This window comes from Bradyrhizobium sp. IAR9, from assembly GCF_013408065.1.
GTDB lineage: Bacteria > Pseudomonadota > Alphaproteobacteria > Rhizobiales > Xanthobacteraceae > Bradyrhizobium.
Genome location: NZ_JACBZW010000002.1, coordinates 643,100 through 655,956, shown reverse-complemented (window position 1 = coordinate 655,956; position 12,857 = coordinate 643,100). Strand labels below are relative to the sequence as shown.

Below are 12,857 nucleotides of genomic sequence, written 5' to 3'. Positions count from 1 at the left end.
GACGGTGAGATCGAGATGAGCACCACCTCCAACTCCAAATTCCGTAACACCAAGGAAGCGCCGACCGAGCCGTTCAAGCGCTCGGTGGCGTCCTGTCTCAAGGCGATCGCCAAGACGCCGGAGCTCGACGTCTCCTTCGCGGCCGAGCGGCCGGGCCTTGCGCCCGGCAAGGCGCGGCTGCCCGAGCCCGCGCGCAAAATGACCAAGCGTGATGCGGCGATCGTGCGCGGTCACGCCGATTCCATCGCGCTCAAGATCGCCTGTCACGATGCAAAACTGCATCGCAAGCTGATGCCCGGCAATCCGCAGGCGCGCGGCGTGTTCGAGGCGGTGGAGCAGGCGCGGGTGGAGGCGATCGGCGCGCGCCGCATGGCGGGCGTTGCGAAGAATCTCACCGCGATGCTCGACGACCATTTCCACCGCGGCAAGTTCGACGAGATCACCGACCGCGCCGACGCGCCGCTGGCGGACGCACTGGCGATGCTGGTGCGCGAGCGCCTGACCGGCATGGCGCCGCCGACCGCGGCGAAGAAGATGGTCGATCTCTGGCGTCCCATCCTCGAAGACAAGATCGGCAAGCGGCTCGACCGGCTCGACACCCTGGTCGAGGACCAGACCCGGTTCGGCGACGCCGTGCACGATCTCCTGACGGCGCTCGATATCGGCGACGAGCGCAACGCCGACAGCGAGGACGATGACGAGAACGACGAGAACCAGGACGGCGACAACGACCAGTCCGGCGCCGAGGGCTCGCCCGATTCCGACGCTGCGCAGGAGATGAGTGCCGACCAGGCGCAGGCGTCGAGCGAGGAGATGAGCGAGAGCGCGATGGAAAGCGCGCAGGCCTCGACCTCCGACACCTTCGACGACGGCGAGCTCGGCGACGACGAGACCCCGGGCGAGGCGACGCGTCCGAACCAGCACGGCAAGAACGAGCCGCGCGGGCCGGAATACCACGCCTTCGCGCCCAAGTTCGACGAGATCATCGCGGCCGAGGATCTCTGCGACCATGACGAGCTGGAGCGCCTGCGCGCCTATCTCGACAAGCAGCTCGCGCATCTGCAGGGCATCGTCGCCCGCCTCGCCAACCGCCTGCAGCGCCGCCTGATGGCGCAGCAGAACCGCGCCTGGGAGTTCGATCTCGAAGAGGGCATTCTGGACCCCGCACGCCTGTCGCGCGTCGTCACCGATCCCTATCATCCGCTGTCCTTCATGCACGAGAAGGAGGCGACGTTCCGCGACACCGTGGTGACGCTGCTGCTCGACAATTCCGGCTCGATGCGCGGACGACCCATTACGGTCGCCGCGACCTGCGCCGACATCCTCGCGCGCACGCTGGAGCGCTGCGGCGTCAAGGTCGAGATTTTGGGCTTCACCACGCGCGCCTGGAAGGGTGGGCAATCACGCGAAGCGTGGCTGGCCGCCGGCAAGCCGGCCAATCCCGGCCGCCTCAACGATCTCCGCCACATCATCTACAAGTCCGCCGACGCCCCCTGGCGTCGTGCGCGAAAGAACCTCGGCCTGATGATGCGCGAGGGCCTGCTGAAAGAGAACATCGACGGCGAGGCGCTGGACTGGGCGCACAAGCGCCTCCTCGGCCGGCCCGAGCAGCGCAAGATCCTGATGATGATCTCGGACGGCGCGCCGGTCGACGATTCCACGCTGTCGGTCAATCCCGGCAACTATCTCGAGCGGCACCTGCGCCACATCATCGAGGAGATCGAGACCCGCTCGCCGGTCGAGCTGATCGCGATCGGCATCGGCCACGACGTGACGCGCTATTACCGCCGCGCGGTGACGATCGTGGATGCCGAAGAGCTCGGCGGCGCCATCACCGAGAAGCTCGCCGAACTCTTCAGCGAGACCAACACCGCACCCACCCAGCCGGCCGGTCGCCCGCGACGCAAATTGCATTCGTGAGCACGCATCCATCCCGCCGCAGCTTCCTCAGGCACGCTGCGGCGGGATTCTCCACTCTCGCGGCCTCTCGCTTCGCGCTGGCGCAAGGGGTGGCCGAGCCGCCGCCGCGTCCGCTTCAGGTCGAGAACGCTGTCGTCGAGCCCGTCAGCGTCGAGGTCAACGCGCGCGTCATTCCCAATTTCGAGCCGCGTGACCGCACGCGGACGCGCTTCGGCTCGCTGGAATATCGCAGCGGCCTGGTGCTGACCTCGCGCTATCGCGGCTTTGGCGGCCTGTCCGGCATCCGGCTCGACGCCAAGGGCGAGGGCTTCCTCGCGGTGTCCGACCAGGGCGGCTGGTTCACGGGTCGCATCCGCTATTCCGGTGGCAAGATGACCGGCCTCGACGACGTCGAGGCCGCGCCGCTGCTCGGCGCCGAGGGGCGGCCGATCACGGAAAAGCGGCTGTGGTGGGATTCGGAATCGATCGCGCGCGACGGCAATTTCGTCTATGTCGGGCTCGAGCGCGTCAACCAGATCCTGCGCTACGATTTCTCCAAGGGCGGCACGCGCGCGCGCGGCGAGGTGGTGCCGGTGCCGGCGGGAATCCGCAAGCTGCCCTCCAACAAGGGGCTGGAGGCGCTGGTCGTCGTGCCCAAAGGCAAAGACCAGAACATGCCGCTGGCGGGCACCCTGATCGCCTTCTCGGAGCGCGGGCTGGACCATGACGGCAACCTCACAGCCTTCCTGATCGGCGGGCCCTCGCCCGGCCAGTTCAGCGTGCGCTGTACCGAGAAATACGACATCAGCGACGCCGTGCTGCTGGCGAGCGGCGAGCTTCTGATCCTCGAACGCAAATTCTCCTGGTTCACCGGCGTCAACATCCGCATCCGCTCGATCCCCCTGAAATCCATCAACCCCGGCGCGCTGGTCGACGGCCCCGCGCTGTTCGCCGCCGATCTCGGCCACGAGATCGACAACATGGAAGGCATCGACGCCCACGTCACGGCCGACGGCGAGACCGTGCTGACGCTGATCTCCGACGACAATTTCTCGATGCTGCAGCGGACCTTGCTGCTGCAGTTCACGCTGGCGGAGTAGTTCTCCGCCGTCGTCCCGGGGCGCCCCCAATCTCCACTGTCGTCCCGGATCTGCGCTGACGCTTGTCCGGACGACGGCAGAATGTGTGGCGCGGTCTCGCGTCAAGCCGCGGTCGCAATGCGTGCCGCCACTACCCGCCATTCCCCTCGCGCAACTGGCAATCCGCCGCCCGCCCACTACACTCTCTCAACTGCCCCTCTCATCCCCGGAACTCCCCCGCATGAGCGTCCTGTTTTCCCCGATCAAGCTGCGCGGCCTGACGTTGAAGAACCGCATCGTGGTGTCGCCGATGTGCCAATATTCGGCCGACGACGGCGTCGCCAATGACTGGCACTTCACCCACATCAACAATCTCAGCCTGTCGGGCGCGGCGATGTTCTGCATCGAGGCGACCCATGTCGAGGCGATCGGCCGCATCACGCTGGGCTGTCTCGGACTCTACAGCGATGCCGCCGAAGCCGCGCTGAAACAGGTGCTCACTTCGGTGCGCAAGCATTCCTCCACCGCGATCGCGATGCAGCTCGCCCATGCGGGCCGCAAGGCCAGTAGCGCGCGGCCCTGGGACGGCGGCCAGCTGATCCCGGTGGAGCAGGGCGGCTGGCAGACGGTGGCGCCATCGGCGCTGCCGCACAAGGAGGGCGAGGCGGCGCCGCTGGCGCTGGATGCAGCGGGCCTCAAGCGCATCCGCGAGGCCTTCGTCGACAGCGCCAAGCGCGCGGAGCGCATCGGCATCGACGCCATCGAGCTGCACGGCGCGCACGGCTATCTCCTGCATCAGTTCCTATCGCCGATCTCCAACAAGCGCACCGACGAATATGGCGGGTCTTTGCAGAACCGCATGCGCTTCCCGCTCGAAATTTACGACGCCGTGCGCGCGGCCTTCCCGCACGACAAGCCCGTGGGCATGCGGGTGTCGTCGACCGACTGGGTCGAGGGCGGCTGGGATCTGGCGCAGACGATCGAGTTCGCCAACGCGCTGAAGGCGCGCGGCGTCGACTGGATCGACGCCTCCTCCGGCGGCGTCTCGCCGCTGCAGAAGATCCCGCTCGGCCCCGGCTACCAGGTGCAGTTTGCGGAGGCCATCAAGCGCGAGACCGGATTGCCGACCATCGCCGTCGGCCTGATCACCGAGGGCAAGCAGGCCGAGGAGATCGTCGCATCCGGCAAGGCCGACATGATCGCGCTCGCCCGCGGCATGCTCTACGACCCGCGCTGGGCCTGGCACGCCGCCGCCGATGTCGGCGGCGAGGTCGAAGCCCCGCCGCAATACTGGCGCTCGCAGCCCTCGACGCAGAAGGCGCTGTTCGGCAAGACCACGTTCGGGGCGCGGTAGGTGTGTGTGGTTGAGGCGCGTGTGGTGCGAGAGCGGCGCACCACCGTCGTCCCTGCGCACGCAGGGACCCATACCGCGTGATCCATCGATGATCCGCGGTGTGCGTTGACAACTTAACTAAGAGTCTTCGTCAAACCACGTCCTGTGGTTATGGGTCCCTGCGTTCGCAGGGACGACAGCGGAGAATGTGGCGTGCCTTTCGCGTCTCTCACGCAACGGCATCCTCCGCACGCCCCTCACCTTCCGCATCCGTAAATCCCCCCAGCTTCCACCCCCCGCAAAACTGGCCTAACCTTGCGCGACCCAACTCCTCGCGGAGGCCTGCCATGCGGTTTCGTGTTCGCAATACGGCTCATGTGTTCGAGCGTGTCGGGCTTGCGATGGCCGGCGCGGCGTGCGGGCTGTTCGTCGGCGCCTATGTGGGATCGGCGATATCAGCGCTCACCACGCAGGGCTTTCTGCTGGTGATGATGGTGCTGGGCTTCGTCGGCTTCTATCTCGGCATCGACACGCCGCAATTGCCGTTCGACGAAGCGCATAGCGAGATCGACGCCGCCGAATTCCTCAGCGCCGCCGGCACGCTCTGCGCCACGCTCACCGCGCTCGCCTCCGTCGCCGTCATCGTGCTCCGCCTCGATCCGCATCTGGTCTGGACCTGGCTCGCTCTGCTCGGCTGGATCGCCGGCGTCGCCATGCAGATCGTCGGCGGCGCCAAAGCGAGGATGCGGAAGTAACGGGGGAATTGTTGGAGAACAATCGTGCTCCGGGCTCGCTACAACCTCTCCCGCTTGCGGGGGAAGGTCGGCGCGTTCCGGGCGATGCGAAGCATCGTCCCGCGCGCCGGGTGGGGGCTCTCTCCGCTGGGGGAATCCCTCTGCGGAGACACCCTCTCCCCAGCCCTCCCCCGCAAGCGGGGGAGGGAGCGCACCTACAGCGCAGCGGCGCTTGTGACTCCAGCGTCCCTCAAAACACCACGCCCACGCGCGTGCCGCGCTTCCAGGCGATGCGGCAGCGCTTCTTGGTGTTGACGTGCAGCAGCTCGAAGCGGTCGGGGATGTTCACCTGGCCGCCGAGATCGACGCAGGCGCCGCCGGGCGAATAGTCGATCAGCGTGCAGTTGATGACAGGCGCGCGCGGGTCGGTGATGATCTTGGCTTGGCGCGACACCAGCCCGGCAGGCTTCACGCGGGCATATTTACGCGGATACATTGGCACTCTCCTCCAATTCCGCAGGTTCTCGCGGCGGGTTCGGAGCCAATGATGGAACGCAGATGATGCGATCCAGCTAAGGCGGGCGGAAGAATTTTAATGAAAAGTAGCGGCGAAGGAAGAAAGCGGCGGTAGCGGGGTGGGGGTTCGCCTCAGACTCCCCTGTCGTCCCTGCGAAAGCAGGGACCCATACCGCGTGATTCATCGATTGCGCGCGGTAGCAATCCCGAACGACTGATCGTCGCCAGACCCCTCCCTGTGGTTATGGGTCCCTGCTTTCGCAGGGACGACAGCGGTGATGTTGGCGCGCACCTGCACCCGTCAATGAGAGCGCCGCCCTCCTCACACCCCCACCGTCTCCGCCTCCGCATGCTGCGGCCCCACCGGCATCGGCACCGTCACATAATCCTTCGGCAGATTCACCGGCCGGTAATCCGGCTCCACCGCCATCCGCTTCAACACGCTCTCATGCACATGCGCGCCTTCGGGGATGGGGCGCGGCTCGCAATCGGGGATGTAGAAGCCGAAATAGACCTTTCGCTCCGGCCACTCCTTGTACTTCGCGCTCTTCGGCAAGAACTCCAGCAGCCGCCAGCCCGCCGTCATCGAATTGTGCAGCATGCCCGTCTTCCCGGTGTAGGCCGGCTCGACATATTGGAACGGCGAGTTCTTGCGCTGGATGCCCCAGGCGAGCTGCTTGATGGTCGCGGGGTTGAAGTTCAGCCCCGCCTTCTCCGCCTCGTCGATCATCCACAGCAACGGATATTTGGAGTCCCCGCTCTCGGCTTCCGGATAGCCGCCGCCGACGTCGCTGTGCACGCCGGCGAACCACACCTGCAGAATGTCCTGCGGCACCTTCTTTTCATCAGGAACGTAGCGGTTGCTCCAGAACTCCTGCGGCTCTTCGTATTTTTTCAGGCGGAACATGCAGCGCCGCTCGTCGATCGCGATCGCCTGCCGGAAGATCTTGACGCTGGGGTTGCGCAGCGTGAAGGCGAGCTCCTCCAGGCTCGGCCAGAACAGCCGGTCGGCGCGCGGCACGATCACGCTCGCCACGGTGTCCCACACGCCGATGAAGTGGATGGTCGGCCAGCGCGTCGAGGTGATGCGCGCGAACTGCGCCGCGAGATCGAACTCGTCCTTCGGCAGCGGCCCCTGGTCGTCGAAGGCGACGTTCCTGAGGTCTTCGATGTCGTTGCCGCGCCCGGTGCCGGAATATTGCTTGTAGGCGACGAGGCCCGAGCCGGCGAGGTTCGCCTGCTCCGGCCTGATCAGCCCGACCTTGTGGATCAGCCCCGCCAGCACGCGCACCGTGTAGGCCCCGCGCGAAAAGCCGAACAGATAGATCTTGTCGCCCGGCGCGTAATGCTCGACCAGGAAGCAATAGGCTGACAGCACGTTGTCATCGAGCCCGTAGCCGGTGGCGAGCCCCAGCACCAGATTGATATTGGCCTTGAGCCGGTGCCACGTCGTCGGCTCCGTCACCGTGCCGACGCCGGGATCGTAAAACACCATCTGCCGCGGCTGCGTCTTCTCGGTCTTGCGCAGGCAGCGATAGAGCTTCAGGACGTTGGAGATGTTCTCGCTGATCTCATTGCCGGTGCCGTCACAGCAGATGACGAGGTTTTTCGGGGAGGGGTTGGGGGCGGGGTCGCGCGCGTGGTCCATGGGATGCGCCTCGGGGGGATGCTACCGGGGCGAGTATAGCGGAAAGAGGTGGCAGCGAGGAGACGAAGGCGGCCTCGCGGGCACCGAGCCCCATTGCCCATCATCTGTTGATATTAACCTCTTGTTAACCATGCGGTTGCCTAATGTTGACGATGGGGGGATCACCATGTCGGCCCATGTGACGCGACCAAGGTTGATGCCTGTTTCGCCCGATCCGGCCATCCGGTCGGTGGCGAGGCTGGCGGTTCGCGCCAAGGCCGTCCTACAGGGCAAAGCGCCTGTCCTACGGAGCAAAGCCATGTTCGGAAAGGACGACTTAGTGGACAATCTCAGCCGCGATCTCGATCGCGCGCGCGGACGACGCGATGCGCTCGCATCCGAAGCCACGACCCTGACGGCCCAGATCGCCGAAATCGAAGCGCGCCTCATCGAAGAGAAGAAAAGGCGGGAGCGTGAGCGCGTCCTGAGCGAGATCGAAATGATCAAGACGCGAGTGAAGCAAGCCGCCGGCGCGTTTGCGCCCGTCGTCGACGGTCTCTCCAGCGCGATCGAATCGGCTGCGGCTGTCGTGCCCGAGGCGCGCGAGCTCAATAGTTTCCTCGTGTCGGTGGCGACCGAGATCGACAGCGTGCTCGATCCCCTCTTGCGCGAACTGGATCAGCGTGCGGATGCAGTGCGATCCGGACAGGCCGCGCTGGACTTGCCGAGTTCGGCCGTTGAAGCGCCGCCGATCGAGCTGCCGAAAGACACCAACGAACGCCTGCTTCGCTTTCCGGCCTGGCTGTCGCGCGACAAGGAACCGGACAAGAAGGAAACCGCGGAGAGCCCGCGCAGCACGGCAGCGTGAATGATCTGCGCGCTCTAAGCGCGCGGATCTGGAGCAGGATGGCTTTTGGTTGGATCGAGCGGGCCGCGGGCTCGCTCACCCTCTCCCGCTTGCGGGCAGGGCTATCGCTGATGGCGTGCACGAAGCGGCGGCATTGGCAGTCGGCTCCCTCTCCCGCTTGCGGGGGAGGGCTGGGGTGGGGGCTGTCTCCGCATTGGGATTGTTGAGAATCGCGGCGAATGTCCCCGAGTGGTGAGAACCCTCACCCGCCGCGCTCGGGACGATGCTTCGCATCGCCCGGGGCGCGTCGGCCTCTCCCGCAAGCGGGAGAGGCGGAGCAAGCCCACGGTCCTCGTGAAATTCATATGCGATAGCCCCGCTTGCGGGGGAGGTCGGCGCGAAGCGCCGGGTGGGGGCTCTTTCCACATCGGGAGTGTCCCATTGCGGAAGCACCCTCTCCCCAACCCTCTCCCGCAAGCGGGAGAGGGAGCCACCACGTGCCTGGCTAGAACAAGGCTAATCTCAGCGCGTTGTCGCGTAGCGGCGATTGAGTTCCGGAATTGGCAACCGCGGCTCTCGCCACCCCCTCAGTTGGCGGCGCGGCGCAGGAAGGCCGGGATATCGAGAACGGCCTCGTCGGGCGCATTGCGCGCAGGCGCGCGGCCGTAAGGATCGAGCGGCTGAAGCGCCGGCTGCCGCGCATGGTCCAGACCCGGCCGTGCCGGTGGCCCCACCGGGTGGTGCGGCTGCGGGCGGAGCGGCGGGCTGCCCGCTTGCGGAACCGGTGCGCTGCGCTCGATGCGATCGGCGATGCGCCGGCTGTCGTTGCGCAGCCTGCCGGCGAGCTGCGTGAGGGCGGTTTCCACCGGCAGCGCCTGCGCCGGGTCGAGATTGTCGATACCGGTCGCCACCACCGAGACGCGGACGATGCCCTCTAGGCTTTCGTCAAAGGACGCGCCGACGATGATATTGGCGTCCGGGTCGGCCTCGTCGCGAATGCGGCTGGCCGCTTCGTCGACCTCGTACAGCATGAGATCCTTGCCGCCGGTGATGGAGATGATGAGGCCACTGGCGCGCTTGATCGAGGGGTTCTCGATCAACGGATTGGAGATCGCGGCGACGGCGGCGGCGAGCACGCGCTTCTCGCCGGAGGCCTCGCCTCGTCCCATCATGGCCTTGCCCTTCTCCTTCATGACGGAGAGGACGTCGGCAAAATCGAGATTGATCAGGCCTTCCTTGACGATGAGGTCGCTGATGCAGGCCACGCCCGAATAAAGCACCTGGTCGGCAAGGGCGAAGGCATCGGCGAATGTGGTCTTGTCGCTGGCCACCCGGAACAGGTTCTGGTTCGGGATGATCAGGAGGGTGTCGACCGTCTTCAGCAGCTCCTCGATGCCGGCCTCGGCAAAGCGCATGCGGCGCTGGCCCTCGAAGTAGAACGGCTTGGTGACCACGCCGATCGTGAGAATGCCGAGCTCACGCGCGGTCCTGGCGACGACCGGCGCAGCCCCGGTGCCGGTGCCGCCGCCCATGCCGGCGGTTACGAACACCATGTGCGCGCCGGTCAACTGATTGCGGATCGCATCGATGGCCTCCTCGGCTGCGGCGCGGCCCAGTTCCGGCTGCGAGCCGGCGCCGAGGCCTGCGGTGACATGTGTGCCGAGCTGGATGAGGTGCTTCGCCTTCGACATGGCCAGCGCCTGCGCGTCGGTGTTGGCGACCACGAACTCGACCCCTTGCAGCCCGGCCGTGATCATGTTGTTGACGGCATTGCCGCCTGCGCCGCCGACACCGAACACGACGATGCGGGCCTTCATTTCATGAATATCGATATTGCCAGCCATTTTTCCCTCGCGATTGGTCCGGCAAGCCGGGGATGGAGAAGTCTTCGAGTGCTACCTGCAAGCCGCGCGATCTGCTTTGACGATGGCGGCGGCCAGATGTCCCAATCGACGCGCGGCGTGTCCCGCGATCGAGCCGCCCCGGCGATCGCTCCGCAGCGCCGTCACTTCGTCTTCCAGTCGCGACGCCCACGAATTGGCTGCCATGGTCTCGGCGGTCGCCTGCTGCAGCTCGACGGCGAGGCGATCGGCGCGCTCCCGCTCGCGTTCGAACACCGCCCTGTAGGCGGTTGCGACGTCTTCGAGCCGCGCGATCTCCGCCTTGAAGGCTTCGGACTTGACGGCCTCGATCCTTGCCATGGAGGCGGCGATGGGGTCTGCCCGGCGGGCACGTCGCGGGCGGGGCGTGTACCGGAGCTCGTCGAGATCAACGCTCACCAGGGCCTTGCCGTCATCCGAACGCGAGCGCGGCAGCCGGCGTCGCCTTGCCAGCGACCGCGCGGCCTCGCGCGAGATATTGAGGCGGGCACTGAGATCGGCATACGTCAACAACGCAACGCACATCGGCGCTTCTCCTGGAGCGAACCGGGAAGGCATTTCGAGCTAATGATGGCTGGACGATTACAGCAGGCTAGGATGCGTTGGTTAATGAACGGTTAACGCGCGCGGAGGGTGTTTACGAGTGCCCGCCACCGAGCCGACCCCCGGGATCGCAGAGCACCATCTGCCGCGGCTGCGTCCTGTCCGTCTTGCGCAGGCCGCGATAGAGCTTCAGGACGTTGGAGATGTTGTCGGAGATCTCGTTGCCGGTGCCGTCACAGAAGATGACGAGGTTTTTCGGCTCGACTTTGCGGTCGCGCTCCACGGGATGTACCTCCGGTGATGCTACCGGGGCGAGTATAGCGGAAATGAGGAATTAAGCTGAAGTCATTCTCAATCATGCGTTGTGCCCAGAAAACTTAAACCCATCCCTTGCGTGACGGCGGCGCTTGGAACTAGCTTGGCGAAGCGTCAACCTAGGGGCGGATGATGACCGAGGCATGGGAGGAAGCGTACAATGCTCGTTTCGGCCAATCGAAGTTTGGTGACGATGCAATCGGGCTTTTTGCCTTAGGACTTCAATTCGCGTTCGATGATCTTGACACCCTTGGCAACGAAATCGTTACAGGGGGCAACGACGACAAAAAATGTGATCTCCTCTACTTCGACAAGGAGGAGAACCGCTGCATCGTGGCGCAATGTCTTGTGGCGAGGAATAAGAAGCCATCTGCTCCGGCAAACAAGGCGTCCGATCTTAACACCGCGATCGCTTGGCTTTTATCGAGTCCCTTTAACAAGCTTCCTGCCAGACTGAAGCCTACCGCGGAGGAACTGCGCGAGGCGGTGCACAGTGGAACGCTTCGCGAGATCTACATATGGTACGTTCACAACTTGCCGGAAAGCGTGAACGTGAAGAACGAACTGCTTGCTGTGGAGCATGCTGCCGACGCAGCAGTAAAGAAGCTGAATTCCGCTTCTACGGTTAGAATTATGGGCCGAGAGATCGGCGCAGAGACTTTGCGAGCTTTGTATCGCTCTAGCGAGTCACCAATCCTGGTGACCGGCGACTTCGATTTCTCTGTACCCGATGGCTTCAAAATTTCCGGCAAAAACTGGTCCGCATTCCAAACTTCTTTACCAGGTCGCACTCTGTTCGATCTGTATCAAAAACACGGGACTGAGCTATTCAGTGCGAACATTCGCGACTACCTCGGCTCTCGACTAAGCGATTCCAATATCAACAACGGCATAAAAGCTACAGCAGAGAGCGAGCCCGATAACTTCTGGGTTTTCAACAACGGTGTCACTGCCCTTGTGAACAGCTTGACGCCGAGAAAGCTCAAGAAGGGCTATAGGCTAAAAGCAAAGGGGCTCTCTATTGTGAACGGAGCCCAGACGACAGGAGCAATTGGGTCTCTCGACCACAGGCCCGCATCAAAGTTGACAGTACCCATTCGATTCATTTGGACAAAAGATGAAGAGCTCGTCGAAAACATAATCAAGTACAACAACAGCCAAAACAAGATTTCTGCATCTGATTTCAGAAGCAATGACGCAATCCAGAAACGGCTGAAGGATCAATTTCAGGCAATTCCAGACGCAGAGTACGAAGGTGGAAGACGGGGCGGAGCAAGCGACACCATTAAGAGACGCCCTAACGCACTTCCGTCTTACACCGTGGGACAAGCACTGGCGGCATTTCACGGCGATCCCGCGACGGCATACAATAGAAAATCTGAAATTTGGGTCGATGATCAAACTTACTCCCGATACTTCAATCAGGAGACCACAGCGAAGCATATTGTGTTTGTATATTCGCTTTTCAAAGCGATCGGGAAAAAGAAGATGGCCTTGGTAGAGAAATCGCGGTCGGGCGAGTCTCTCACAGGAATCGAGCAGGATCAGCTTGGCTTCATGGATAAGAAGGGAGCACTGCTACTGATCTGTGCGGCGATGGCCGACTGCTTGGAGACCGTAGTCGGGAGAGCAATCCCCAACAAATTCCGGCTTTCCTTCGGCGATAAAATGTCCCCAAAGGATGCTGAAGAGTTATGGATGGAAGTCTTAGACCCGCTGCTCGCGCTAGTTACCGTGCTGAACTCAGCTTTTTCTAACAACCGCATCACCGCTGAATTGGTGAGAAGCGCGATCCCGGCGTTTCGGAACGTGGCGGCGTCTGTGAGCGGGGCGAACAAGTCGGTCTACAAGCGTTTCGCGTCCAAGGTCAAAGTGGATTAATTGCACGATCTCAAGGCTGAACCAGAGGCTCCCGCAAGCCGCAAGAACAAGGACAGCCGGATATTACGATCCGACCGCAATGCAAAACCTTACTAGCTTAGCCTGCGTTACGCGCCGGATCTTGTCTTTTTGAAAAGCGTTGTTCTCCTTCTTCGCCGGCGCGGTATCTCAACCTTCTTCTACGTAACGCGCTTTAGCTCGAG

Annotated in this window: 10 protein-coding genes and 1 pseudogene; 6 read left to right on the top strand and 5 right to left on the bottom strand. The window is 63.8% G+C overall.

Going from position 1 to position 12,857, the window contains the following annotated elements; all coding sequences use genetic code 11:
* Nucleotides 1-15: 15 nt before the first annotated feature.
* From cobT to GGD67_RS08645, 4 genes are all read left to right on the top strand, one after another.
* On the top strand, nt 16-1,920 hold the full coding sequence (gene cobT / locus GGD67_RS08660; RefSeq protein WP_092261307.1) for a cobaltochelatase subunit CobT: 1,905 nt from the start codon (nt 16-18) through the stop codon (nt 1,918-1,920).
* Nucleotides 1,917-2,999, top strand: coding sequence for an esterase-like activity of phytase family protein (locus tag GGD67_RS08655; RefSeq protein ID WP_179732162.1), 1,083 nt, complete (start codon nt 1,917-1,919; stop codon nt 2,997-2,999). Before cobT ends, GGD67_RS08655 begins: the two co-directional genes overlap by 4 nt.
* A gap of 220 nt (nt 3,000-3,219) precedes the next feature.
* On the top strand, nt 3,220-4,332 hold the full coding sequence (locus GGD67_RS08650) for an NADH:flavin oxidoreductase/NADH oxidase (protein WP_179732160.1): 1,113 nt from the start codon (nt 3,220-3,222) through the stop codon (nt 4,330-4,332).
* A gap of 326 nt (nt 4,333-4,658) precedes the next feature.
* The gene (locus GGD67_RS08645) at nt 4,659-5,066 is read left to right on the top strand and encodes a hypothetical protein (RefSeq protein WP_018320584.1); all 408 of its coding nucleotides are present in this window, start codon (nt 4,659-4,661) and stop codon (nt 5,064-5,066) included.
* 229 nt (nt 5,067-5,295) lie between these two features.
* Here the strand turns inward: GGD67_RS08645 and GGD67_RS08640 are convergent, their stop codons facing one another.
* A complete protein-coding gene (locus GGD67_RS08640) occupies nt 5,296-5,541 on the bottom strand; it encodes a PilZ domain-containing protein (RefSeq protein WP_026201681.1) in 246 nt (81 codons plus the stop codon).
* Between the two features lie 342 nt (nt 5,542-5,883).
* Nucleotides 5,884-7,209 carry a DUF2235 domain-containing protein gene (locus GGD67_RS08635; RefSeq protein WP_179732158.1) on the bottom strand — a complete coding sequence of 442 codons (1,326 nt, stop codon included), beginning with the start codon at nt 7,207-7,209 and terminating at the stop codon, nt 5,884-5,886.
* On the opposite strand from GGD67_RS08635, the gene GGD67_RS08630 reads away from it, so the two are divergent.
* Entirely contained in the window at nt 7,208-8,056 is an 849-nt protein-coding gene (locus GGD67_RS08630; protein WP_246784340.1) for a hypothetical protein, read from the top strand. The genes GGD67_RS08635 and GGD67_RS08630 overlap by 2 nt on opposite strands.
* Before the next feature lie 566 nt (nt 8,057-8,622).
* Here the strand turns inward: GGD67_RS08630 and ftsZ are convergent.
* The 3 genes and pseudogenes from ftsZ to GGD67_RS08615 all read right to left on the bottom strand — a co-directional run.
* On the bottom strand, nt 8,623-9,879 hold the full coding sequence (ftsZ, locus tag GGD67_RS08625; protein ID WP_179732156.1) for a cell division protein FtsZ: 1,257 nt from the start codon (nt 9,877-9,879) through the stop codon (nt 8,623-8,625).
* Between the two features lie 51 nt (nt 9,880-9,930).
* On the bottom strand, nt 9,931-10,425 hold the full coding sequence (locus GGD67_RS08620; RefSeq protein WP_246784341.1) for a hypothetical protein: 495 nt from the start codon (nt 10,423-10,425) through the stop codon (nt 9,931-9,933).
* Between the two features lie 154 nt (nt 10,426-10,579).
* A pseudogene (locus GGD67_RS08615) lies at nt 10,580-10,741 on the bottom strand (phospholipase effector Tle1 domain-containing protein); the annotation flags it as partial.
* A gap of 164 nt (nt 10,742-10,905) precedes the next feature.
* Between GGD67_RS08615 and GGD67_RS08610 the strand changes: the two are divergent.
* Nucleotides 10,906-12,654 carry an AIPR family protein gene (locus GGD67_RS08610; RefSeq protein ID WP_179732153.1) on the top strand — a complete coding sequence of 583 codons (1,749 nt, stop codon included), beginning with the start codon at nt 10,906-10,908 and terminating at the stop codon, nt 12,652-12,654.
* The last annotated feature ends 203 nt before the right edge of the window (nt 12,655-12,857 follow it).